Genomic DNA, 24,829 nt, shown 5'->3' on the forward strand with positions numbered 1-24,829 from the left:
TTCTATAAATATCATATCTTTAGCATTTTCATAAGGCGGCTTTAATATATAATCCTTTATTAAAGTTTTTGCCTTATTAGTAGGCTTTATAAAAAGATGATTATCGCATACATAAGCTGTTATTTTTTTGTTATAATAGATTATGTATTCCCCCATCATCTGTTTATAATTAATATCATCTAAAGATTCTAGTTTATTTAATACTATATTAAGAAAGTCTTTAGATGATGGCATTAATTAACCTTTTCTATTTTATCAAATCCTGTAAACGGTCTTAAAGCATCTGGAATTATTACGCTTCCGTCTGCCTGCTGATAATTTTCAAGTATAGCAATCCAAGTTCTTCCAACTGCAATACCTGAACCGTTTAATGTATGTACTAATTCTGTTTTGCCGTTTCTTCTAGTTCTCATCTGCATTCTTCTTGCCTGATAATCCCAGCAGTTACTTACACTTGATATCTCTCTGTACATGTTTTGTGAAGGAAGCCAAACTTCTATATCAAAAGTTTTATAAGCAGCATTTCCTATATCTCCTGAAGAAAGAACAACTACTCTGTATGGAAGTTCTAATGCCTGTAAAATACTTTCTGCATCTTTAAGCATTTTTTCATGTTCTTCTTTAGATTTATCAGCAGCACATATTTTTACTAATTCTACTTTATCGAATTGATGCTGTCTTATTAATCCTCTCATATCGCGTCCGTAAGAACCAGCTTCAGAACGGAAACAAGGTGTATAAGCAGTACAATATAAAGGAAGCATGTTTTCAGGTATGATTTCTTCTCTGTATATATTTGTAAGAGGAACTTCTGCTGTAGGTATAAGGTATAAAGCAGGATCATCTGTAGTTTTAAATAAATCCTCCTCAAATTTTGGAAGCTGACCAGTACCTGTCATAGTTCTGCCATTAACAAGTATAGGAGGTACATATTCTGTATAACCATGTTCTGTAGTATGTTTTTTTAACATGAAGTTAATTAAAGCTCTTTCTAATGCTGCACCTTTTCCTTTCATAAGTGAGAAACGAGTTCTTGACATTCTAACAGCTCTTTCTATATCAAGAATATCTAAACCCATAGCTATATCAACATGGTCTTTTACTTCAAAATCAAATTTACGAGGCTCTCCCCATCTGATAATTTCTTTATTTGCTTTTTCATCATCGCCGTCTGGAACATCTTCAGAAAGCATATTAGGCAAATAAAGTATTTCATTATTAACGGCCTCTTCCAACTGCGATAACTTCTCTTCTTTTTTATTTAAGGATTCTGTGAAGTTTTTCATTTCTTCTTTTATTTTTTCTGCCTCTTCTTTATTGCCGGCTTTCATGCATTCGCCAATTTTTTTTGAAGATTCATTTTTTTTAGCTCTATCCTGCTCTACTTCTTTCAATAAATCTAGTCTTTCATGTTCTAATGCTTTTAACTTGTCTAAAGATACTTTGCTTCTTCTCTTTCTCAAGTTTTCTTCTACTAATTCAATATTTTCTCTTATTAATTTTACATCTATCATAATAAAAATCCTTAAATAAAATTTGTATTAAATTATACAGCTTTTTAAAAAATAGTAAATTGTATTTTATTAAATTTTATTCTCGCCTCCCCACCCTCTAGGCTTGATAATTTTGATTAGAATATTTTGTTTTTAATATATTTGATAATCTCATTAGAAATTTCAGCACCCCCCCAAGTTTTTTTTAAATTTGTAGCTTATACACCCGCACGCAGAGTGAAACCATAAATATAAATTAAATTATTAATAGAAATGAAATTATATATAAAAATACGTTCACCGTGCGGTTAATATACTTTAAATCTAATAAACGCTTGGGCGGGAATACTTTTTCTGAATTGGCTTTAAATGTGAATAAAGCTATTAATTGTAAATAAAGTTAACAAAAATAAGGGGCGGGATTTGTAATAAAAATTCAAAAATATGTATATTGCCTATTGACATTGGAGTACACTTCAATGTTATAATAATGCCATATTTATAAAAAGGAGTTATTTATGTTACTTGATAAAAACTTAGAAGAAGCTAATTCAGGCCAGAGAATAAATGCTAAAGGTTATGCCGTACATAGCAAAACAGATACTTTTAAACCATTTGAATTTTCAAGACATTCTATGGGTGATAATGATATATTAATAGAAATAATGTATGCCGGAATATGCCATAGCGATATACACTCAGCAAGAAGCGAATGGCATGAAGGAATATACCCTATGGTTCCGGGACATGAAATTGCCGGAAAGGTTGTAGCAGTAGGAAAAAATGTTACTAAATTTAAAGTAGGAGATTATGCAGGTGTAGGATGTATGGTAAACTCATGCGGGGAATGCGAAGCATGCAAAAGAAGCCATGAACAATTTTGTGAAAGAGGTCAAACTGTATTAACCTATGACTGTAAAGACCATTTTCATGATAATGAACCTACTTACGGCGGATATTCTAATAATATAGTAGTAAGCGAGAAATTTGCTATTACTGTACCAAAAGATGCCCCAATGGAAAAAGTAGCTCCATTACTATGTGCAGGTATTACAACTTATTCTCCTTTGAAATTCTCAGGAGTAAAAGAAGGAGATATAGTAGGTGTTGCAGGTTTCGGAGGACTTGGCTCTATGGCTGTAAAATATGCTGTTAATATGGGTGCTCAAGTTTATGTATTTGCTAGAAATGATAAGAAGAAAAAAGAAGCTTTGGAAATGGGAGCAAAAGATTTATTTACTTCTACAAAAGATGTTCCTGTACGTTTCGATTTAATCATATCTACAATTCCTACTGGTTATGATGTTAACAATTATGTTGATCTATTGAAATACGGCGGAGAAATGGCTATAGTAGGACTTCCTCCAGCAGAATTGAAACAAAGCATAGATTTGGCAAGATTAATATTCTCAGGCGGAAAAAAAGTTTATGGTTCTATGATAGGCGGTATTAAGGAAACTCAAGAGATGTTGGATTTCTCATTAAAACATAAAATATACCCTGAAACTGAAATTATTGCCGCAAATCAGATTGATGAAGCGTATCAAAAACTTACAACAGGTCAGGCAAAATTCAGATATGTAATTGATATGAAAACTCTTCAATAAGTAAAAAAATTTTTGTTCATAATATTCTTTATAAATTTGAGGCAGCATTAAAAATATGCTGTCTCTTTTTATTATAAATGATATAATTAAAATAAATTATTGATAACTATTAATATAAAAAAGGATTATTATATGACTGCCGATTATCATGTACATACAGAGTTTAGCGACGATTCTAATTATCCATTAGAAGAAGTTATAAAAGATGCTATAAAACTAAATATAGATGATATTTGTATTACCGATCATGTGGATTATGGTATAAAAAAAGATTGTGACGAAATTGAAATAAAAAATGAAAAAACTATTTCAAATGTGAATTATCCAAAGTATATAGAAGATATTAAAAGAATGAAAGAAATATACGGAAAACAAATTAATATAAAAACAGGACTTGAATGCGGCATACAAACTCATACTATCGATAAATATGAAGCTCTTTTAAAAAAATACGATTTCGATTTTATTATATTTTCAGTTCATCAAGTAAATGATAAAGAATTCTGGACTCAGGATTTTCAAAGAAACAAAACACAAAAAGAATATAATGAAGCCTATTATGAAGAAATGCTAAATGTTGTAAAAATGTTTAAAAATTATTCAGTGCTTGGGCATTTAGATTTGATTATACGATATGATAAAAAAGGCGTTTACCCTTTTGAAAAAGTAAAACCGATTATAGAAGATATATTAAAAATCGTTATAAAAGACGGTAAAGGAATAGAATTTAATACTTCATATCATAGATACGGTTTGAAAGATACTACGCCTTCAATAGATATATTAAATCTGTATCATAAATTGGGAGGAAATATTATAACCATAGGAAGCGACAGTCATCAGCCTAGTCATTTGGGATTTCATATAAATGAAGCAAAAGAAATTCTAAAAGATATAGGATTTAAGCAATTCTGCACTTATAATAAAATGATTCCATCTTTTCATGATCTTTAAAATGTATATAAACAAATATATTTTGTCAAAATAATTTTTTTAATTTAAAATATTTGCAGGGCTTTGCCCCGCACCCCAGTTCTTTTGTTGGCACAAAGAACCAAAAAGACTGCATTTTGGCTTTAATTTTATGAATTACCTTACATTTAAGATAATTTTAGTATTATTTAGTACTAATTTTATACTTGCACTTTTTGCAACTTTTTGCGGCGGGAAAAAGTTGAATAAAAAAATTGACAAACTTAAAAATTTTTAGTATATACCTAAACAAATACAGTTTGTCAAAAATATAAATTTATTTTTGTTTTTATATATGGGGCTTTGCCCCATACCCCAGTTCTTTTATTGGTATAAGGCACAGCCCGCCTTCGGCGAGAACCAAAAGAACTGCATTTTTAGTATAAATATAGGTTATATCATACATTTAATACATATATTTTTAATATAAAGTTCTAGTAATTGCGTTTTTTGCAACTTTTTTGTGCGGCAAAAAAGTTGATAATAATTATATAATGTGCAGTGGTCGGCAAAATGAAATCATTTCAGTATATATAAAAATATTGACAGCTAAAAAATATCATATATAATAAAACTCTATTTAGGAGGTTGTATGATATTAGACGAAGTAAAAAAATACTTTGACATGGTAGAGTATGATGAATTAAGAGCTCTTTATGAAGATGATTTTCAATTTGAAGTTTTAAAAAATAGAGAAGAATTAGAAGATCATATATACGATTTAGACGATGATGAAAAAGAAAGAATCAGAAATGCTGTGTCGAATGAATTAAGAAATAATAATGAAATAGTTTTTTATACTTCAGAAAGTGCCGGAGAAGTATATTCAAGTGTTGAAGATTTTCTAGTTTATCTTCTCAATGAAATTTTATATCAGAAATTATTAATAAAAAGCGAAAGAAAAACATTATCCAATAACTTTATGGAATTAGAAATCAGTATAAAAAAATTACTTATACTAATTTGGACTAGATAAAAAATATATAAGTTAATTATGAGGTTTATGATTATGAAGAAAGTTTATATTTTATTGTTTTTAAATTTTATTTTTATTTCTTGTTTTGCACCGTCAAAATCATATTTTGAAGTTGTATCAGCAAGTAAGGAAAATGATAGTATAAAAGTAGTAGTAGAAGCTAAAAAGTCAGGCAGACAATCAGAAAATATATTTTTAGTTTCTCAATTTTTAAATGATGATGATGTCATAGTTAATACTTCTATGTCACAAATAGGTCCTATGATGTTTGATAAAGGAAAGTACGAATTTAATGTGCCTTTTCCTACAAATAGTTTCACTAAATATACAAACTTCATTGAAGAAATTCAGCCTGAAAGAGCTCAAAGAATAGTAAATAACAGCGGATTTGGAAGCAGTTTCTTTACATATATGATGCTTATGAATATGATGGACAATAGAAGACCTGTATATTATGATGATTATGGTCAAAGAAGAACTATTAATAGAGATTATTATGATGACAGATATACTAGAACTTCAACAAGAAGAAGCATATTTAACAATTCAAGCTCTACAACTAAAACAACAACTGTCGATAACAATAGTTCTACCACCAAAAGAAGAACATTATTCAAACCTAGTTCAGGAAGCTCTACAAGAAAACAATCTACTTTCAGAAGATCTTCTACTAGAAGAAGATAATATTAATAAATTATATTTTATACTATATAATATTAAATTTTTATAAATAATACATTTTTGATATTGACTTTATTTTTTAAAAATATAAGATTACTAATTAGTTTTTAATAGAAAACATATATTCCGTTTTTATAACTTATAATCATATAGGAAATTGTATGAAATTACTGCAGTTTTATTTATATTATCAAATATATACATTTGATAATATTGCTGTAAAATGTAATTTGTTTCTATCTCTAATTGGAAATACTATTAAATCTATTTTGCTACATAATAAATATAATCTTCTGAATTATATTTATTGAATGCTTTTATACTTTTTAAACTTTTTTCTATAAATAAAAAATAATAAAAAAGTTATGAATTGGTTTTGAAAATATAATATGTTTCAAACCTCATTTTTATGAAAAGATTATGATAAAAATAAAAACACTACACAATTATAAAAACTTATGAATGAGGACAATCATGGAAAAAGATAAGATGTTGGAGCTTACCGAGGGTAATGTAAGCAGAGGACTTATAAAATTAGTTATACCTATGATATTAGGAAACCTTTTAAATATTGCATACAATATAGTTGATACTATTTGGATAGGTCAGATGATAGGACCTAAAGGACTTGGTGCTATTGCTGTTAGTTTTCCAATAATATTAATACTTATGGCTATAGCTTCAGGCGTTACAGTAGCTTCCAATATTTTAATAGGACAGTATTTCGGTGCTAATGATAAAGATTCTGTAATATATGTTTCAAGAGTTTCAACTACTATAAGTTTGATAACTGCTTTAGCTTTGGCTATTATAGGATATATATTTGCTCCTGCTATGATGAGATTTTTAAATACTGCAGATAGTATAATGGAATATTCTGTTAGCTATTTCAGAATAAGCATGATAGGTTTTCCATTTATGTTTTATTATTTTCTAGTATCTGCTTTGCTTAGAGGAATTGGAGATACTGTAAGACCTTTGATATTTTTAGCTATTGCCTCCGTTTTGAATTTAATATTAGACCCGCTTATGATAAAAGGAATAGGACCTTTTCCACCTATGGGACTTGACGGTGCTGCTTATGCTACAGCTTTCTCACAATTTGTTTCAGTTGCCGTATCTATGATATATTTAAAAATGAAAAACAGTATTGTAAAAGCTAATCCTTTTGATTTGGCTTTCGATCTTAATATAACTAAATTAATGTTTAGAATAGGGCTTCCATTTGCAGCTATGCAGTTAATAGTGTCTATAAGCTGGTTATTTTTAAATAGACTTATAAACACTTATGGAGAAGCTGCTTCTGCATCTGTTGCTGTGTCTATGAGAGTAGATTCTTTATCATTTCTTCCGCTTTTAGCATTATCTGCTGGTATTGCCACTATGACAGCTCAAAACATAGGTGCCGGAAAAATGGAGAGAGTAAAGGAAATATTTAAAGCAGGAATGATGATTTCTGTAGGAATATCAGCATTTATGGCTATTTTTTCGGTATTGTTTCCAGAGATCATTGTAAGAATGTTTACTAAAGATATGAGTGTTTTGAAATATACTAAAAGCTATATTTATGTTGTTATGCCTTCTATAATAATGCTTGCTGTAATGTTTACTGCAAACGGTGTTATTAATGGAGCTGGTAAAACTTTTATGCTTATGCTATTTGCTTTTTGTGCTCATATAATAATCAGAGTGCCTCTTGCATATATGATATCTCCTCAAATGGAATTATGGGGAATTTGGACTGCTATGGCTGTAAGCAACTTCTTTAGTATGAGTTTAAGTTTATTATATTACTTCTCCAACAAATGGAAAAAAGATGCAAATATAGCCTCTCATTCGGCAGCTGAACATAATGTATAAAAAATAAAAAATACTGCTTATTGACTTTTATATATCTTCTGTATAATATTACCTAATATAAAATGATTAAGGTAAATTAATAATGGCAAAAGAAGAAAAAGTATTAGATTTAACAGAATGTAATGTATCCAAAGGTCTTTTAATATTAGTTATTCCTATGATATTTGGAAACCTATTAAATGTGGCATACTCTACAGTTGATGCCATTTGGATAGGTCAGATTGTAGGTTCTAAAGGACTTGCAGCTGTTGCAATAAGTTTCCCTCTTACAATGGTTGTTACAGCCATAGCTTCAGGAATAGCAACTGCTGTGAATGTTTTAATAGGACAGTATTTCGGCGCCAATGATAAAGAATATGTAACATACATTTCTAAAGTTTCAACTACTGTAAGTTTAATAACTGCTTTAATATTATCAGTATTAGGATATGTATTCGCTCCTGAACTTATGATATTTTTAAATACTTCCGAAACTATAATGGAAGATGCTGTTAATTATTTTAGAATAAGTATGATAGGTTTTCCATTTGTATTTTATTATACTTTCGTTTCTGCTTTGCTTAGAGGTATAGGAGATACTGTAAGACCTTTAATATTTTTGATAATATCTTCTGTAATAAATATAGTATTAGATCCTATTTTAATAAAAGGAATAGGTCCAATTCCAGCTATGTGTGTAGAAGGTGCCGCTTATGCCACAGTATTTGCACAGGCTATATCTGTAATAGTAAGTATGATTTACTTAAAAGCAAAAAACAGTATTGTAAGGGCTAATCCGCTTAATTTCACATTTGATTTAAACATAACAAAATTAATAATTAAAATAGGTTTGCCTTTCACTCTTATGCAGCTGATATCTTCTATAAGCTGGCTATTTTTAAATAAAGTTATTAATTCTTATGGAGAATTAGCTTCAGCATCTTTTGCTGTAGCTGCTAGAATAGATGCTTTATCATTCGTACCGCTTTCTGCTATTCTTTCAGGTGTAGGAACTATGGCCGCTCAGAATATTGGTGCTGATAAAATGTATAGAATAAAAGAAATATTTGGTACCGGATTAAAAATTTCTTTAGCTATAGCATTGATTATGACTGCATTATGTATGCTTTTTCCAGAGTTTATTATAAATATATTTGTACAAGATGACAATATAATGCCTTACATGAAAAGCTATATATATGCCGGCGTACCAGCAACGATATTAGTTGCCATTATATTTCCAGCAAATGGTATTATTAATGCTTCAGGAAAAACTTTTGTAATTATGCTGTTTACTTTATTCACACATTTTTTAGTAAGAATTCCTGTTGTTTATTTATTATCTCCAAAAATAGGTTTATGGGGAGTGTGGATTTCTATGTCTGTTAGTAACTTCTTTAATATGGTTTTCCATTTAGTTTATTATTATTCAAATAAATGGCAAAAGAATGCTAATCTCACATTGAATTCTCCTTCTAAAGATGATAATTAAAGCGTTAAAATAAAATTCTAAATTTAAAAAAAATTAATTACACTTGCCCGCCCTTTAGGCTTTTTACATCGTTAAGTAATTTCTACATTATTTTTCTTTTTTGTTTCAAGCTGTTATTTTAGCTGCCCACCCAAGTTATTTTTAAATTTGTTGTGTATTAACCGCACGAAGAGCAAAATTTGAAATATATGTTAATTGTGAATTACAATTTAAATTATATAAAAAACGTATTCACCGTGCGTTAAATAGGTTTTAAATCAAATTACATCTCAGTTATAACTACATCTGTAGGAATACCATGCTTGCCTTTTAAAGATTGATAAGCCGCAGATGCACCTGTAGGCACGTATATAGTTTTTAAAATAGTACCTTTAAAAGTATTATCTCCATTTATTGAAGGAGGATTAGCTGACAAAAATGTTATGCTTGTTAATGACTCACAGGTAGAAAAAACAAGATCTCCAATGCTTATAACATTAGCAGGTATTGTAATAGTTGTTAATTTTCTACAATATCCAAAAGCAGAGTCCCCTATAGTTGTTAATTTTGGATTTGCACCTTCAAACACAATATTTTCAGCACCGCTGCATGCATAAAAAGCTAAATCTTCTATAGAGGTAACAGACTCTGGTATAGTTATAGTTTTCAATCCAGAACAGCTAGTAAAAGCAGATTTAGGTATAACAATTAAATTTTTAGATAATTTCATGCTTTGTAATTGCCTGCATGCCTCAAATGCCTCTTTTCCTATACTTGTTACAGAATCAGGCATATCAATACTTTCTATAGCAGAAATTTCAAAAGCATAATCATTTATAGTTTTTAATCCATTAGGTAAATTAATATTTTTTACTTTTGTATTATAAAAAATACTGCCTCCTATTTCTATTAAGCTTTTAGGCATATTTACTTCTGTTAAAACTTTGCAATTAAAGAATACTTCGTTTCCCAAAATAGCTATATAATCAGGAAGAATAACTTTTGCTATATTATAATTGTCAAGAGAAGTATTTACTAATATATAATCAGGAAGTTTATTATTTTGAAATTTCACGTTTTCAAATGACACTATTATATCTTTAATCTCATTTATTATAGTACCAAGACTGCTAGATTTATCATAATATTTTGTAGAAATACCTTTAAATATTACTTTATATTCGCCTTTATCATTATAATATTTTTCTAATGATTCCCTTACATTTTTAGCAGTAGCAGTGTTTATTTCTATACCATATTTATTTAATTCTTCTTCAGTTATTGGTGGTTCAGTGGTATTTCCGTTATTATCAATATTATTAGGAGACGTTACTGTTCCTCTGCATGATAAAAAAATCATAAAAGATAAAATTATTAATATTATTTTTCTCATATTCAATTATCTTATTTATATAACTATTCCAAATCCATAACTTTTTGAGTACGGCAATACTATAAACTATATCTCGCTTATAACTACATCTGCAGAAATACCATGTTTGCCTTTTAACGATTCATAAGCTGAAGATGCCCCTCTAGGTACATATATAGTTTTTAAAGTATTTTTAAAAATTTTATCTCCATTCATTGAAGGAGGTGTTGAAGATAAAAATGTTATACTTGTTAATGAATTACAAGGATAAAAAGCATAATCATTTATAGAAGTAATATACTTTGGTATGTTTATAGTTTTTAATGCAGGACAGTCTGAAAAAGTAAATTTATCTATAACACTTAAATTTCAGATAATTTCACACTCTGTAATTTATAACATGATGCAAATACATATTCCCCTATTCTTATTACAGAATCAGGGATATCTATATTTTCTATATCAGACATTGAGAAAGCATTATCATTTATAATTTTTAGTCCATTAGGTAAGCTAATATTTTTTACTTTTGTATGAACAAAAATACTGATTCCTATTTCTGTTAAGCTTTTAGGCATATTAACTTCGGTTAATGATATACACTGGAAAAATACTTCGTCTCCAAAAGCAGTTATATAATCAGGAAGAATAACTTTTGTTATGTTATTATTACCAAATGAAGTACTTCCTAATATATTATCAGGAAGCTTATTATTTTGAAATTGTACATTTTTAAACGATACTGTTATATCTGTAATGTCTTTAATCTCACCTATTATAGTAGCAAGATTAACATGTCCAGTATACATTTTTGTAGAAACGCCTTTAAATATTAATTTATATTTACCATTATCTTTAAAATATTTTTCTAATGACTCCCTTATATTTTCAGCAGTAGCAGTATCTATTTCTAAACCATATTTATTTAATTCTTCTTCTTCTGTCATTGGTGGTTCTGTAGGCTCTTCAGTGATATTTCCGCTATTATTATCAGTATTATTAGGAGATGTTACTGATCCTCTACATGATAATAAAATCATCAAACATGAAATTATTAATATTATTTTTCTCATTTTTTAATTCCTATTATTTATATAACTATTCCAAATCCATAATCTTTTAATATATTGATGCTTTTTTCTGAAAATAAATAATTAATAAAATCTCTTGCCTCTTTTTCTTTCAAAGATTTTTTAAGTACAGCAATACTATAAACTATATCTGTATGAGTTTTAGGCTCAGCAGCTATTTGCAAATCATTATTATTATTAAGTATAGCTTCTGTTATATAAACTATTCCGCAGTCTATTTTATCATTTTTTACCAAATCAATTACTTCTTTAGTATCCTTACCATATATAATTTTATCTGAAATCATATCATATATATCAAATTTTTTTAATATTTCCTCTGTATATTGTCCTATAGAAGAAGTCATTGATTCTCCAACAGCTATCTTCGTTACATAATCATTAGTTAAATCCCAAAAAGAGTCAAGATATATATTTGAATTTTTTGGCACAACTAATACTATATCATTTTTAAGTACATTTGTTATACTATCATTGTGCAATAAATCTATACTTTTTAATATATTCATTTCTCTAGCAGAAGCTGAAAAATATAAATCAGAATAAACTCCGGATTGTATCTGTTTTCTTAACCTTCCAGATGAATCAAATGTACAGCCTATCTTTTTACCTGTTTCTTTTTCATAATTAGTGCATATTTCAATTAATGGATTCATTAAGCTAGCAGAAGCAAATATAATAATATCATCTTTTTCTTCTTTATTTTTCAAACATGAGAATAAAAATATTGATATAACAATAAAGTATAAAATTACTTTTAATTTATTTGTTTTCATAAATATTTCCAATATATGATGTACAAATTTATTTTTTAATTATATATAATTTACAGAATTAGTCTATATTTTTATGATATTTTTTAATATTGAAACGAATAAAAATTGAATTTATATTTATATATGTTTTATGATCCACTCATAACGTTTTTTGAGTTCTCTCTCTTCGCCTATATCCACAGGTTCATAATACTCTTTTTTTATCCCATGCTCTAAATAGTCCTGCTTTACTATATGATAAGGATAATCATGAGGATATTTATATTCTTCATTACTTTTTTTATCGAATGTTGCTGAATGATTATCTCTTAGATAGTTTGGAATGGAATATAATTCTCCGTTTCTTATATCTCTAATAGCTTTATTAATGGCATTGTAAGCGGAATTTGATTTAGGACATAATGCTAAATAAATAGTAACCTCAGCTAAAGGTATTCTTCCTTCAGGCATACCTATAAAGTCAACAATACTCACAAGAGAAGAAGCAATATTCATAGCATTAGGCTCGGCAAGTCCTATATCTTCAGAAGCTAATATACATAAACGTCTTGCTATATACCTAGGGTCTTCTCCGGATTCAAGCATTCTAGCTAAATAGTAAATAGCAGCATTAGGATCGCTTCCTCTTACACTCTTTATAAATGCACTTATAGTGTTGTAATGTTCATCTTCATCGAAAGTTATAGACTGCTTGCTTGTAACATCTCTTACTATCTCTTCTGTAATGGTGAGTTTTTCTTTAGTTTCATCTATTTGAGTTGCCAAGTATGATGCTTCAAGATATGTGAAGGCCTTTCTTACATCGCCATGAGAATAACGTACTATTAAATTAACAGCCTCATCTTCAACAGCCACATCATCTTCACCAAGTCCCCTCTTATCTGTAATAGCTTTTAATACAGCTTCCTTTATATCATTATCATCAAGATTTCTAAACTCGAAAAGCATTATACGAGATAGAAGTGCATTATTAAGATAGAAATAAGGATTTAATGTTGTGCTTCCTATAAGTATAACAGATCCGTTTTCAACTGCAGGAAGTAAAGCATCTTGCTGACTCTTATTGAATCTATGTATCTCATCTATAAATAGTATAGTCTTTTTTCTGTTTTCTAAATTCTTTTCGGCTTTTTTTATAGCTTCTCTTATTTCAGAAACATTTGAAAGTACGGCATTGAGTTTTATATATTCGCTTTTAGTTTTTTTAGCTATAATTGATGCAACAGTTGACTTTCCTACTCCAGGAGGGCCAAAGAAAACCATAGACGTAATTTTATCATTATCTATCATTTTCCTTAAAGTTTTATTTTTGTCTAATATATGATGCTGACCAAAAACTTCTTCTATAGTGAGAGGACGCATTCTTTCAGCCATAGGTCTGAAATTATTAAGGTCCTCTTCAAAATCAAACATTGAGTTTTTCAATATGTTCCTCTACAAGCGGTATATAATTCATAATATTTTCTATTCTTTCTTTGATTTCATATTCAAGCAAATCGGCTATTGATATATAATCCTCATTTGCAAAAGCATCTAAAACATTATTCATCATTTCATTAAAATCGTTTATAGCATCTGTAAGAGTTACAGAATTTAAAGAAATTTGAGAATAATCTATTGAATAAATAGAAGCTACATTTGAAAGTATGCTGAATGCATAACTTACGATACGGGAAAATTTCTCAGCATATATAAAAGCCTCTTTATCATTTCCTGATTGAAGTTTATTAACTATAGAATCAAGTATATCCAATATTAGAGGAAGGAATTTAGGAAGACTTCCTACTTTATATAAAGCATTACTTCCAGTGATATTTCCCGCAAAAAGGAATATTGTATTTATTTTAGCTTCTTCTATTACTGTGTACATAGTAGGAAGCATTTTTTCAGTTAGGAAAGGTTTAAACTCATTATTAAAAAACTCATTGAATTTATCTATATTATCTGATGCATTGTTAAATTTTTCTAACTTCACTTCAAGCATTTTTAATATATGAATGATTCCATAAGAATCCAAACTCATATTAAATAGGAATATAGTTCTAGGTATAGAATCTAATACCCAATACATACCGTCTTTCAAATCTTCTATATCTTTAGCAGTAACTGAAACAGTATTTGATACTTTTTCTATATACTCAACAATAGACATAATAGAATATAAGGAATATTCCGCCTGACTTAATGCTTCAACTTCTATTTTCTGTATATTTTCTACCGGTATAGTTTCATATTCTTCATCTATATAAGGCTGCATTTCTTTATTATCTATAATGATTTTATTTATTAAAAAGTCATTAGAATTGCACCATTCTTCTATTGGTTTTAATACTTCATAAGCATTAGTTTCATTTTCAAGCATTACTGATAATTCTTTGCCGTTAATAAAAATATTCATAATTTTCGCACCATAATTTATATTTAAAAATTCTATATCATCGATAATATTCGGATTTTATCAATCATTAATGATTACTTTTTAATTATTAATTAAATTAAAAATATCTAAATTTTTTTTAGAAAAATGTAAAAATATAAAAAAATTTATTGACTATGTAAAAATAATTATTAAATTCAAAGCGTTGATAATTTTTTCATAAAATATATGGAGTATATGGATGAGTAAATTTAATAGTTTGGCGGTAAAAGTTCCTGTAATTCTTTGTATTGTTACCACTATATTGATAACTGTAATGCTTATTATTTCGCTTACAATAGCAGAAAATGGAATATCTAAAAGCAGATTCGAAGGTTTTGAAACAACAGTAATGGGTTATGCTTCAGTATTTGATGCTTGGTTTAGAACTCAATCTTATATACTTGAAACTTACGCCTCTGTTCCAATAATAGTAGAACAGGTATCTAATCCTAATGAAAATAGTTTAACAACATTAACTTCAACTTTAAGAACATTCAGAGAAAAAAATGCCTGTGCTATACATGTAGGAATAGTTGATAGAAATGGTATTATAATAGCAGACAGCGATTACCCTAAATGGATAGGTACTAAATTCACAGATAGAAACATAAATGTTTGGAATAAACTTCATAATAAAGAATATGGATATGGCAGTGTAAGCTATGGAAATGGTCTTGCTCCTTCAGTAGTTAATGGTGAATTATCATTTATTTTTGCTGCTCCTATAAAATATGAGAATAGAGAAATAGGTTATTTATATACTGTTTTTAACTGGAAAGAATTTTATAAAAATTATATAGAAGGCATAAAATTAGGAGATACAGGCGGACTAGATGTAATAGGTCCTAACCTGAAAGTTCTTATGAATACTGATTATAATAAAGTTAATACAGATGCCCCTCAAGTTTATAAAGAAGTATTTGATAAAAAATTATCAAAAGGAGTTGTTGAATATACTGCTAATAATCATAAGATGATGGGGTCATATACAAAAATGAAATATGTACCTTGGATAACTTCTATGACTATGACTTCATAAGAAATATTTGCTGAAAGCAGAAAAGCTATATTAAGCGGAATCGTTTTGGGAATTATTACAATAGTAGCAATAGCAATATTCATTAATATATTTATAAGGTCTATAACAAAACCTTTATCTTTAGTAGTAGATGAAGCTCAAAAGATAGAAAGAGGCGATTTAACAGAATTCACAGGAAAAATAAAACCTAGAAAAGATGAAATTGGAATACTGGCAGATAGCTTTGCTAATATGAGACATAAATTAGTTGAAACTATAAAAGAAGTTAATGATGCTTCTATATGTATAATGAATGCTTCAGAAAAATTAGCTAAAGGTAATATGGAATTATCAAGAAGAACAGAAGCTCAGTCAGCTAGTTTGCAGCAGACAGCAGCTTCTATGGAACAGATGGCTTCTACTATAAAATCATCTACTGAATACTCTATAACAGGAAATAATATGATGATATCTTCAAAATCTTCTATAGACGAAGCAGGAGATATTATTATACAAACTACTAAAAATATAGAGGAAGTATATGATGCAAGTACAAAAATAAAAAATATCACTAAAATAATAGAAGATATAGCATTCCAAACTAATATATTAGCATTGAATGCATCTGTAGAAGCAGCAAGAGCTGGAGATCAAGGAAAAGGCTTTGCTGTTGTAGCAAGCGAAGTAAGAAATCTTGCTCAAACTACTCAGTCATCAGTAAAAGATATCACAGATTTAGTAGAAAATGCTTATGATAAAATTAATAAGGCAACTGAAACAGCTCATCATTCTCAGGAAATATTTGCAGATTTAAGAGCAAAAATCGATGAAACTGCCAATATAATGAGAGGAATAAGTTCTGCAGCAGTGGAACAGCAATCAGGTGTTGAGCAGGTTAATAGAGCAGTATCCGAAATGGACGGAGCTACTCAAATGAATAATGCTTTGGTAAATGATGCTGAAAATGCCTCAAAAGATTTAGTTGCTCAAGCCAATTCATTACAGCAAGCTATGAAGTTTTTCAAACTATAAATAATATTATACTAAAAAAAGCACATATATACAAAATATATGTGCTTTATTTTTTATAAATTATTTTCTATTATATTCATTAATATTAAATAAAGTTCTATATCTTTCTTTCTATAATAGTAATGCATGGTATTTAATATACATTCGGAAGTATGGTTAAATAATTCTTCTATATCATCTATAACTTTTTTGGCATACTCTATTTCTGAATCATTGATAACACCATTTTCTATATTATAATTTGTTATGATATTTCTTACTGATGTTATTTTATCTGTATTATCAAAATTATCTTTTACAGCATTATTAATTATATTTCTATATGATAAATAATTATCTATGTTAAAATCATTAAAATCTATATAGGATTTTTTTTCGGTATTAGATGAATATAAATTGTATAAATCATTCTCTTCTATATCTTGAAATAAAAGATTGATAAAATGATAAATATCACTCTTTTTTGAATGGATTTCTTCATTATTATTTACTATTTCTTCTTTTTGATAAATAGTATCCGACTCATTATCATATTCATTATATTCAAATACAGCACTTATATTTTCTTGAGAATCATCATATCTCTTTGAAGTATTATTGTCATACATATTAGCGTTTTTTATAAGTTTTTTATATTTACTTATATAATTATTATATTTCTCTTTCTTCCCTACTTTTAAATACAATTCGGATATCAATTTATAAGCTTCTGCCTCATTATCTTTAATTTCTATAGATTTTTTTAAATTAAATAAAGCTTTTTTATAATTACCCAATCTGAAATAACAATCGCCAAGCCATAATAAAACCAAGTAATTTTCTTCATTATCATCGTTTAGATTTAAAGACTTTTCAAAATACTTTACTGCATCTTCATATTCGCTGTCTATATAATTAATATACCCTATCCAATAATAGGCTAAATAATTATTTTCATTACTATATTTTTCATTTATAGCTATGGATTCAAGCAAATAATGTACAGCATTTTTATAGCTTTCTAGTTTTGCATAGCAGATGCCAAGATACAAATAATTCAAATATTCATCATTTTGGGAATCAGTAAGTTTAATAAAACAGTCAAGCTCTTCATCAATATCATTATTATCCAAAGCGATATTTCTAGCCTTTTCAAAACATTCATCTGATAATGAATTCTCATCTATAACTTTATACAGCAAACCTAAAGTAAACCAATTATCAAAATCATCATCTTTTAATTTAACAGATTCGCTTAAATGCTCCAAAGCCTTATCATATACCTGCATTATAAAATATGTATTTCCTAAATAATATCTGCTAAGATAATCATTATCCTTCAAATTTACAGATTTATTTAAATACATAATAGCTTTATCATAATTTTTTAATTGAATATGACAATACCCTATATATCCGTATACTAAATAATCTTCCGAACCTAAAGACATAGATAAATACATTAATGCTGTATTATAATCATTATCATTTACAGCTATTTTAGAATATGTTATTCCAAGCCATAGAGTATAATATTTATTGTTATTATCCAAATTGTACGCATTTTTAAAATATTCAAGTGCTTCTTTATATACTCTCAATGAATAGTAGCATCTTCCTATATAGTATTTATATATAGCTTTATTGGTGCTGAATTTCTCTAATGAAGAGGCCTTTATAAAATGCATCATAGATATATCATATTTTTTTAATCTATAACAGCAATATCCGGCTTTAAACATTGCTTCTATATTATTAGGGTTTATTAATAAAATATCATTGCATAAGGAAAATGCATCATTATAGTTCTTATTTTTTATATGTTCATCTACTTCATGCAGATATTTATTAATATTTTCCATAAGCTCCCTTACACTATTAGTGATATATTATAAATCATATTTAATAAATTTGAAGCTACTTGTAAATAATTATATATACATTATTATAAAAAATTGTTTTATTTTAAAATATATAAAAATAGTTGATTTTATAGCTTAAAAACAATAATAATATACAAAAATTTTTGAAAAAAGGACAATTAAATGGATAATATCAATTTTGACATACAAAGCACTAAAGAAAATTATTTTGAAAGTGAAACTACTGCCTACATTAACCCGCCTAAGAAAATACCATTCTTTTTGAAACTGCCTATGTGGATAGCAAAAAAGAAAGTTAAAAAAGATTTACTCCTTCCAAAGATTTTAGCTTGGAATCCTAAAACTGCAATAAGTTCAGGTGTAATGGAAGCCTTAATAACTCATGATGATAAAGAAGTACCTAAAAGACTTTTAAAACTCATAAGGATACAGATTTCAATAGATGTGGTGTGCCCATTTTGTATAGATATGAACAGCTTTGAATATGATAAAGAAAATGTAACTGATGAAGAAATAAAATATTTACAAAATAAAGATATAGATTCCTGCCCTACTCTATCAAACAAAGAGAAAACAGCTTTAAAATATATTTCAGCTATAACAAAAACACCTGTAATAATATCAGAAGAATTAATCACAGAAGTAAAAAAAGAGTATTCAGAGCGTGCAATATTAATATTAGCTTCCACTGCGGCACAGGTTAATTATTGGGCTAGGCTTATAAGAGGTTTAGGAGTGCCTACTGCTGGGTTTACAAATATATGTAAGATTAATAAATAAGAATTCACAATTAGATAAAATACAATGTCAGATTATATTTATAATACAGATGATATTACAAATACTATTTTATATTGGACTAGAAATATTTTTGTAATAGAAAATAATATTTGTAAAAAAGACGATAAAGAAACAGATTTTAATTTTGATTTAATGAGTATTAAAGAAGATAATAAAATAAAATTATATAAAATATTAGATTGGATTGTTCTAGCATTTCAATTTATAAAATCTAATAAAGAAAAAATAAAAAATTATTATAATGAAAATATTTTAGATTATATACTTTTTGAAGAACCTGAAAATTATGAATTGGATATAAAAGATAAAATATTATTTTCTTCATTATTATATTTATGCCAAAACAAAAATGGTATCATATCTTCATCTGATTTAGAAAAGATAGTATTATTTAGAGATTTAATATTTAATGCTAATATTGAGTACACATCTAAAAATATTATAAATACATTATCTGCATTGAAAGAAATAATAAAGTTAAATGACATAAATAATTTTAATTCTATTGGATTCATATAACTTATATTGACAAAAGAAATATTATAAGTTTTAATAAAAATATAATAAACAAAATTATAACTCTAATACATGAACATAGAAGTTAAAGTAACAGCGGGAGCTAAATCCAACAGTTTTAAATTTGAGAATGGGGCCTATTCCATTCGTATTATGGCTAAGGCTATAGACGGCAAAGCTAATAAGGCTATAATTGATTTTTTGGCTGATGAGCTTAATATCAAAAAAAGAGATGTTGAAATATTAAAGGGTGAGAAAAACAGCAAAAAACTTATATCTATTAATATAAATGATGATGATTTAAAAAAGTATTTTAATAAATAAAAAATTGCATTTTAATGTTGACATAATATACATATTCATTGTAAAATATTTACAATAATTGTATACGGGGTTTTTATGTACAATACAAAGATGGAAAATCTTTTAAATGAAGTTTCATACAGACTTAATAATGAAGATTATCATCAGACTCTTGAAATATTAGATGTTATACTAAAAAAAGTTCCTAAAAATTATAGAGCAAATCTATATAAAGGACAAGTATGCGTTGAGCTTAAAGAGTATGAAGATGCTGTAAGATATTTTGAAGAAGCTAAAAAAGTAGATATAAAAACTTTTAAATCTTATAATCTTCTTGGTATAAGTTACCATGCTATAAAACAGTATGACAAAGCTATAGAATGTTTCAATGAAACTTTAAAAATTACCCCTAATTCTTTTAAAGCATATAATCTGCTTGGAATAAGTTATTTTGAAAAAAAAGATTATACTAATGCTATAGAAAATTTTAATAAAGCTATAGAAATTAATCCTAAATATGATAAGGCTTTTAATAATCTAGCTTTATTCTATTATAAAAATAAAAAATATAATGAAGCAATAGAGTTTTTTGAACATTCAAAATCTTTAGATGAAAGAGTTTTTAAAGCTTATGATATGCTTGGAATGAGCTATTATAATATTAGTAATTATGAAAAGGCAATAGAATGCTTTACTAAATTCCTTCAGTATAATGGTAAGTCATGCAAAATAGCTAATACTTTGGGAGCAGTATACTCATTTTTAAAAGATTATGATAATGCAATAAAATATTTCAATATAGCTATAGATATTAATCCTAAATATGCAAATGCCTATAATAATTTAGCTTTAGTTTATTTCAATAGAAAGATGTTCGATAAGGCGGCACTTTATTTTGATAAGGCTAAAAAATTAGATATTAATACTTTTACCGATTATAATAAATTGGGCATAAGCTATTATTCTAAAAAATATTATTATGAAGCTATAGAATGTTTTGAAAGAGTGATAGAAAAAAACTCAAATGCTTATAAGGCTTATAACTTTATAGGTATATGCTACTCATCTAATGAAGAATATGATAAAGCTATAAACTATTTTAATAAATCCATAGAAATTAATGACAGATATTATAAGGCTTATAATAATTTGGCACTAGCTTATTATAATTTAAAAGACTATAACAATGCAATAGAAAATTTCAATAAATCAATAGATATAAATAATAATAATGCTGATTCCTATAACGGCATAGGTTTATCCTACTATTATTTAGGCGAAAAAGAAAAATCATTAATCTATTTAAATAGAGCATTAGAACTTAATCCTTCATACAGCAATTCTTATGAAATATTATTTAATATATATCTTGATTTAGAAGAATATGATGATGCTTTAAGTATTGCAGATAAAATTATAGAAGTAAATCCTAATTCATTTAAACATTATGATAAATTACTTTCAATATGTTTTGATAATAAAGATTATAATAAAGTCATAGAATATGCATCAAGAATAGATAAAAGAGATGATGATATTTATAATATTCTAGCTCAGTCATACTATAGAATAAAAGATTATGATAATGCCTCTATATGCTATAATAAATTAATAGAAAATAAAAAATCATCTTTCGAGCTTTATAATAATTTGGCTGTTATATACTATTTGAAAAAAGATTATGATTCACTTCTTAATACTTATAATAGATATATAGATAATTTTGATTTAAGAGAAGATAATTTTGCAAGCTATAATATATTTTTATTATCATATACTTTATTGAAAGGAAATATAATAAAATATAATGACTTTTTAGACCTATTTGAAAAATCTTTAAATAAAACTATAGAGTTCCATAATATACATAAAAATAATTCTTCTTACAATCTATACAAAAATATTAATTATAATACAGATACTCTTAAATTATTATTGGATAAAAAAACAGAAACAGAGAATATATTTGATATTTTAGAGCAGTCAATAGATTCAGGAAAACTAACAGCAATAAAACCTGTTATAGAAAATTTTAATAAGAAAATGAATATTGATTTCTCTTCATTTAGTTCATCTATTAATAATTTAGATGATAATATTATATGTATAGAATATGAATCCAATGATTCAATTATAATTAAAACAAAAAATCATAATAATGAAGAAAATATTTATGGAAAAACTGCTAAGTTTATCACTAAAGAAGATAATATTAATTATGACACTTTATTTTCTATGTTCAGATATAACTCAGAAAATTACGATTACAGAGCAATTTTAAATAACAGTAATATAAAAATAAAAAGCATATACTTCCCTAAAAACTTCGATGATTCTAATATAGAAATTATAAGAAGAATAATTAATGATGAAAGTATTAAACTTTGCAAATTAGATAATTGAAATATAATTTATAAAAAATAATCTAAATAATTTTCATTGGTAAAATATAAAAATTGTGAGCCTTTGCCATAAGCACACAAAGTGAGAAAACAATTTTTATTAGCAATAATAAAAAATAGGAGCATAAAAAATGAAAAAATATTTATTGCTTATATTATTTACAGCTTTATATTTTATTTCATGCAATAATACAAAAGATGCAAATAATAAAAATAATATCAATAGACAGAGGCTTCATACCTCAAACTTTAAAAGCATTAGGAAAAGATAATTTATTAGCAGCTACAGGAGGAGTATATCCTCAATCAGGTCCTTATAATGCAGACAGATCCGATAACTTTTATATAGTAACAAATATATTATCGATTCCAAATGTAGGCTGGGCAGGATACGGCAGTTATAATTTTGAAAAAATATTAGAAGTTTCACCAGACGTTATTATAATAGTTCCTTATGGTTCTTTATCTGAAAACAGTTATCATCAGGAATTAATTAATAGAATAGAAAATGAATTTAAAATACCAGTGATAATATTGAATGATCATACTATAGCAACAAATTTAAACGCCTACTATAATAATATAAGAATAATATCAAAAGTTGTTAATGCTGAAGACAAATCAGAAGAACTTATAAAAAAACTACAGGGATATGTTGATTTAGCTTCATCTTTCAAAAAAGATAATGATACAGATAAAATGCTTTTCTTGGGACTTACAGATTCAGAAACAGGTGCAGGATATGTTCATGGAAAAGATTATGGCGGAGCAGCATATACAACATCAATATTAGGCATCAGCAATTCTTATGAAAAATCAGAAATGCCTATTCTCGGTGCTGAAGAAATATTGGAAATGAATCCTGACATCATAGCAATGATAGATTCTCCTCAATATTCAAAAGCTGTAGAAACATATACAAAAAATGCAGTATTTCAAAATATTAATGCTGTAAAAAATAAAAGAGTATATAGTATGGGACAGGTTTTATGGTGGTCAGATCCTAAATTATTACTTCCAGTACAGCTTCTTTTATTCAGCTATATATATTATATGCCTGAAAATGTTAATATTAGAGAAGTATATGATAATTACATGTCAGATATATTTGGTATAAAAAAAACTGATAAACTTATTGTGCTTCATAAATTAGAACCATTTTTTGAACAAATAAAGAATTAAAAAATATGAAGAATAAATCATTAATAATATTATCATCTATACTAGTAATATTATTTATATTATCTATATTTATAGGTTCATGGGATATTTCGCCTTTAGAAATAATCAATATATTTTTTAATAAAACAGAAGATATTAATAAAGCAATAGCAATACTCAATGTAAGGCTTCCAAGAATACTTTTAGCGGTATCAAGCGGAGCCATACTTGGAGTATGCGGAGTTATATGCCAATCATGTTTTCAAAATCCATTGGTTGATCCTTATTTCTTAGGCATATCATCAGGTTCAGCATTCGGGGCTGCTTTTGCTATAGTATTCTCATTACCTATATTTTTAATAGCACCATTATTTACTTTTATAGCGGTACTAATACCAATGTTTTTCTCATTCAGAAGTTCATATGTATTAAAACTTCTTTTTATGGGTATAGTAATTAATTCAGTATTTTCTTCAGGTCTTTCTATATTAAAAGTGGCCGCAGAAATTGGCAAACTTAGAGAAATAACTTTTTGGCTTATGGGCAGTTTAGGAAATACTAATATAAGATACACATTAATATTATTAGCTGTATTTATAATAGCACTATTTTTCTTTTTAATGCAGTCATCAAAGATAGATGCTCTTACATTAGGAGAGCTTCATGCTTATGATAAAGTAAAGGATATTAGAGTTTTTAGACTTCAATTACTTTTTGTAGTTTCAATATTAATGTCTATGTCTGTACTTGCAACAGGAATAATAAGCTGGGTGGGATTGGGTGTGCCACATCTTTCAAGAATAATATGGAAAACTTCAGCTTCTTCAAAATTGCTTATCAATTCTGCATTCGGCGGTGCAATACTTCTATTATTATGTGATTTAGTCATAAGGTCTATAATAAAGATTCCTTTGTTTGGAGGAAGAATCGCCGGCGAACTTCCTATATCTGTTGCTACTTCATTATTCGGAGCGATATTTTTATTTGTATTTTTATTTAGAAGAAGTAAATATGATTAATAATTTATAAAGAGATTA

Annotated in this window: 23 protein-coding genes; 14 read left to right on the top strand and 9 right to left on the bottom strand. The window is 27.0% G+C overall.

All coding sequences use genetic code 11. From position 1 onward, the window contains the following. Together Q0K19_RS04820 and serS are read right to left on the bottom strand one after the other, a co-directional pair. The coding region (locus Q0K19_RS04820) for a TfoX/Sxy family protein (RefSeq protein WP_297245870.1) at positions 1 to 234 on the bottom strand (234 nt) is incomplete at its 3' end. After that, complete coding sequence (gene serS, locus Q0K19_RS04825) at positions 234 to 1,514, bottom strand: serine--tRNA ligase (RefSeq protein WP_297245872.1); 1,281 nt, start codon at positions 1,512 to 1,514, stop codon at positions 234 to 236. The genes serS and Q0K19_RS04820, both read right to left, overlap by 1 nt. Before the next feature lie 497 nt (positions 1,515 to 2,011). On the opposite strand from serS, the gene Q0K19_RS04830 reads away from it, so the two are divergent. The 6 genes from Q0K19_RS04830 (at position 2,012) to Q0K19_RS04855 (ending at position 9,060) form a co-directional block, all read left to right on the top strand. Continuing rightward, positions 2,012 to 3,100 (top strand): NAD(P)-dependent alcohol dehydrogenase, encoded by a 1,089-nt coding sequence (locus Q0K19_RS04830; protein ID WP_297245874.1) that lies wholly within the window; start codon positions 2,012 to 2,014, stop codon positions 3,098 to 3,100. A gap of 132 nt (positions 3,101 to 3,232) precedes the next feature. Continuing rightward, positions 3,233 to 4,054, top strand: a complete 822-nt coding sequence (locus Q0K19_RS04835) for a histidinol-phosphatase HisJ family protein (protein ID WP_297245876.1) — start codon at positions 3,233 to 3,235, stop codon at positions 4,052 to 4,054. A 610-nt stretch (positions 4,055 to 4,664) separates the two neighbouring features. After that, entirely contained in the window at positions 4,665 to 5,048 is a 384-nt protein-coding gene (locus Q0K19_RS04840) for a hypothetical protein (RefSeq protein ID WP_297245878.1), read from the top strand. Between the two features lie 33 nt (positions 5,049 to 5,081). Continuing rightward, entirely contained in the window at positions 5,082 to 5,732 is a 651-nt protein-coding gene (locus Q0K19_RS04845) for a hypothetical protein (RefSeq protein ID WP_297245880.1), read from the top strand. A gap of 471 nt (positions 5,733 to 6,203) precedes the next feature. Further along, positions 6,204 to 7,589 carry an MATE family efflux transporter gene (locus Q0K19_RS04850; protein WP_297245882.1) on the top strand — a complete coding sequence of 462 codons (1,386 nt, stop codon included), beginning with the start codon at positions 6,204 to 6,206 and terminating at the stop codon, positions 7,587 to 7,589. An 82-nt stretch (positions 7,590 to 7,671) separates the two neighbouring features. Further along, complete coding sequence (locus tag Q0K19_RS04855) at positions 7,672 to 9,060, top strand: MATE family efflux transporter (RefSeq protein WP_297245884.1); 1,389 nt, start codon at positions 7,672 to 7,674, stop codon at positions 9,058 to 9,060. A 262-nt stretch (positions 9,061 to 9,322) separates the two neighbouring features. Here Q0K19_RS04855 and Q0K19_RS04860 read toward each other — a convergent pair whose 3' ends face one another. From Q0K19_RS04860 to Q0K19_RS04885, 6 genes are all read right to left on the bottom strand, one after another. Next, positions 9,323 to 10,432 (bottom strand): leucine-rich repeat domain-containing protein, encoded by a 1,110-nt coding sequence (locus tag Q0K19_RS04860; protein ID WP_297245886.1) that lies wholly within the window; start codon positions 10,430 to 10,432, stop codon positions 9,323 to 9,325. A gap of 66 nt (positions 10,433 to 10,498) precedes the next feature. Then, positions 10,499 to 10,768, bottom strand: a complete 270-nt coding sequence (locus Q0K19_RS04865; RefSeq protein ID WP_297246018.1) for a leucine-rich repeat protein — start codon at positions 10,766 to 10,768, stop codon at positions 10,499 to 10,501. A gap of 5 nt (positions 10,769 to 10,773) precedes the next feature. Next, on the bottom strand, positions 10,774 to 11,484 hold the full coding sequence (locus tag Q0K19_RS04870) for a leucine-rich repeat domain-containing protein (RefSeq protein WP_297245888.1): 711 nt from the start codon (positions 11,482 to 11,484) through the stop codon (positions 10,774 to 10,776). 17 nt (positions 11,485 to 11,501) lie between these two features. Next, on the bottom strand, positions 11,502 to 12,278 hold the full coding sequence (gene modA, locus Q0K19_RS04875; RefSeq protein WP_297245890.1) for a molybdate ABC transporter substrate-binding protein: 777 nt from the start codon (positions 12,276 to 12,278) through the stop codon (positions 11,502 to 11,504). A gap of 117 nt (positions 12,279 to 12,395) precedes the next feature. Further along, positions 12,396 to 13,691 (bottom strand): replication-associated recombination protein A, encoded by a 1,296-nt coding sequence (locus Q0K19_RS04880; protein WP_367172137.1) that lies wholly within the window; start codon positions 13,689 to 13,691, stop codon positions 12,396 to 12,398. Next, the gene (locus Q0K19_RS04885) at positions 13,684 to 14,676 is read right to left on the bottom strand and encodes a hypothetical protein (protein WP_048595730.1); all 993 of its coding nucleotides are present in this window, start codon (positions 14,674 to 14,676) and stop codon (positions 13,684 to 13,686) included. The genes Q0K19_RS04880 and Q0K19_RS04885 overlap by 8 nt, the downstream gene beginning before the upstream one ends. Before the next feature lie 220 nt (positions 14,677 to 14,896). Between Q0K19_RS04885 and Q0K19_RS04890 the strand changes: the two genes are divergently transcribed. Together Q0K19_RS04890 and Q0K19_RS04895 are read left to right on the top strand one after the other, a co-directional pair. After that, complete coding sequence (locus tag Q0K19_RS04890) at positions 14,897 to 15,736, top strand: cache domain-containing protein (protein ID WP_297245895.1); 840 nt, start codon at positions 14,897 to 14,899, stop codon at positions 15,734 to 15,736. 45 nt (positions 15,737 to 15,781) lie between these two features. After that, complete coding sequence (locus Q0K19_RS04895; RefSeq protein WP_297245897.1) at positions 15,782 to 16,747, top strand: methyl-accepting chemotaxis protein; 966 nt, start codon at positions 15,782 to 15,784, stop codon at positions 16,745 to 16,747. Positions 16,748 to 16,800: 53 nt separating this feature from the next. On the opposite strand, the gene Q0K19_RS04900 is transcribed toward Q0K19_RS04895, so the two are convergent. Continuing rightward, positions 16,801 to 18,588, bottom strand: a complete 1,788-nt coding sequence (locus Q0K19_RS04900; protein WP_297245899.1) for a tetratricopeptide repeat protein — start codon at positions 18,586 to 18,588, stop codon at positions 16,801 to 16,803. 183 nt (positions 18,589 to 18,771) lie between these two features. On the opposite strand from Q0K19_RS04900, the gene Q0K19_RS04905 reads away from it, so the two are divergent. From Q0K19_RS04905 to Q0K19_RS04930, 6 genes are all read left to right on the top strand, one after another. Continuing rightward, on the top strand, positions 18,772 to 19,389 hold the full coding sequence (locus Q0K19_RS04905) for a carboxymuconolactone decarboxylase family protein (RefSeq protein WP_297245901.1): 618 nt from the start codon (positions 18,772 to 18,774) through the stop codon (positions 19,387 to 19,389). Between the two features lie 24 nt (positions 19,390 to 19,413). After that, positions 19,414 to 19,929: a hypothetical protein gene (locus tag Q0K19_RS04910; protein ID WP_297245903.1), complete on the top strand. Its 516-nt coding sequence runs from the start codon at positions 19,414 to 19,416 to the stop codon at positions 19,927 to 19,929. Positions 19,930 to 19,998: 69 nt separating this feature from the next. Further along, a complete protein-coding gene (locus Q0K19_RS04915; protein WP_041177551.1) occupies positions 19,999 to 20,250 on the top strand; it encodes a DUF167 domain-containing protein in 252 nt (83 codons plus the stop codon). A 75-nt stretch (positions 20,251 to 20,325) separates the two neighbouring features. After that, positions 20,326 to 22,632 (top strand): tetratricopeptide repeat protein, encoded by a 2,307-nt coding sequence (locus Q0K19_RS04920; protein WP_297245906.1) that lies wholly within the window; start codon positions 20,326 to 20,328, stop codon positions 22,630 to 22,632. A 197-nt stretch (positions 22,633 to 22,829) separates the two neighbouring features. Further along, the gene (locus Q0K19_RS04925; RefSeq protein ID WP_297245909.1) at positions 22,830 to 23,813 is read left to right on the top strand and encodes an ABC transporter substrate-binding protein; all 984 of its coding nucleotides are present in this window, start codon (positions 22,830 to 22,832) and stop codon (positions 23,811 to 23,813) included. 5 nt (positions 23,814 to 23,818) lie between these two features. Then, the gene (locus Q0K19_RS04930) at positions 23,819 to 24,811 is read left to right on the top strand and encodes an iron ABC transporter permease (RefSeq protein ID WP_297245910.1); all 993 of its coding nucleotides are present in this window, start codon (positions 23,819 to 23,821) and stop codon (positions 24,809 to 24,811) included. Positions 24,812 to 24,829 lie beyond the last annotated feature (18 nt).

Source organism: uncultured Brachyspira sp. (assembly GCF_944393015.1).
Lineage (GTDB): Bacteria > Spirochaetota > Brachyspiria > Brachyspirales > Brachyspiraceae > Brachyspira.

Bases quoted from the DNA above. Each gene is read 5' to 3' on its own strand.
- Q0K19_RS04830 (WP_297245874.1), top strand. From the start codon at position 2,012: ATGTTACTTGATAAAAACTTAGAAGAAGCTAATTCAGGCCAGAGAATA.
- Q0K19_RS04920 (WP_297245906.1), top strand. From the start codon at position 20,326: ATGTACAATACAAAGATGGAAAATCTTTTAAATGAAGTTTCATACAGA.
- Q0K19_RS04885 (WP_048595730.1), bottom strand. From the start codon at position 14,676: ATGAATATTTTTATTAACGGCAAAGAATTATCAGTAATGCTTGAAAAT.
- Q0K19_RS04890 (WP_297245895.1), top strand. From the start codon at position 14,897: ATGAGTAAATTTAATAGTTTGGCGGTAAAAGTTCCTGTAATTCTTTGT.
- Q0K19_RS04850 (WP_297245882.1), top strand. From the start codon at position 6,204: ATGGAAAAAGATAAGATGTTGGAGCTTACCGAGGGTAATGTAAGCAGA.
- serS (WP_297245872.1), bottom strand. From the start codon at position 1,514: ATGATAGATGTAAAATTAATAAGAGAAAATATTGAATTAGTAGAAGAA.
- Q0K19_RS04900 (WP_297245899.1), bottom strand. From the start codon at position 18,588: ATGGAAAATATTAATAAATATCTGCATGAAGTAGATGAACATATAAAA.
- Q0K19_RS04910 (WP_297245903.1), top strand. From the start codon at position 19,414: ATGTCAGATTATATTTATAATACAGATGATATTACAAATACTATTTTA.
- Q0K19_RS04840 (WP_297245878.1), top strand. From the start codon at position 4,665: ATGATATTAGACGAAGTAAAAAAATACTTTGACATGGTAGAGTATGAT.
- Q0K19_RS04930 (WP_297245910.1), top strand. From the start codon at position 23,819: ATGAAGAATAAATCATTAATAATATTATCATCTATACTAGTAATATTA.
- Q0K19_RS04860 (WP_297245886.1), bottom strand. From the start codon at position 10,432: ATGAGAAAAATAATATTAATAATTTTATCTTTTATGATTTTTTTATCA.
- Q0K19_RS04880 (WP_367172137.1), bottom strand. From the start codon at position 13,691: ATGTTTGATTTTGAAGAGGACCTTAATAATTTCAGACCTATGGCTGAA.
- modA (WP_297245890.1), bottom strand. From the start codon at position 12,278: ATGAAAACAAATAAATTAAAAGTAATTTTATACTTTATTGTTATATCA.
- Q0K19_RS04855 (WP_297245884.1), top strand. From the start codon at position 7,672: ATGGCAAAAGAAGAAAAAGTATTAGATTTAACAGAATGTAATGTATCC.
- Q0K19_RS04835 (WP_297245876.1), top strand. From the start codon at position 3,233: ATGACTGCCGATTATCATGTACATACAGAGTTTAGCGACGATTCTAAT.
- Q0K19_RS04870 (WP_297245888.1), bottom strand. From the start codon at position 11,484: ATGAGAAAAATAATATTAATAATTTCATGTTTGATGATTTTATTATCA.
- Q0K19_RS04905 (WP_297245901.1), top strand. From the start codon at position 18,772: ATGGATAATATCAATTTTGACATACAAAGCACTAAAGAAAATTATTTT.
- Q0K19_RS04845 (WP_297245880.1), top strand. From the start codon at position 5,082: ATGAAGAAAGTTTATATTTTATTGTTTTTAAATTTTATTTTTATTTCT.
- Q0K19_RS04925 (WP_297245909.1), top strand. From the start codon at position 22,830: ATGCAAATAATAAAAATAATATCAATAGACAGAGGCTTCATACCTCAA.
- Q0K19_RS04915 (WP_041177551.1), top strand. From the start codon at position 19,999: ATGAACATAGAAGTTAAAGTAACAGCGGGAGCTAAATCCAACAGTTTT.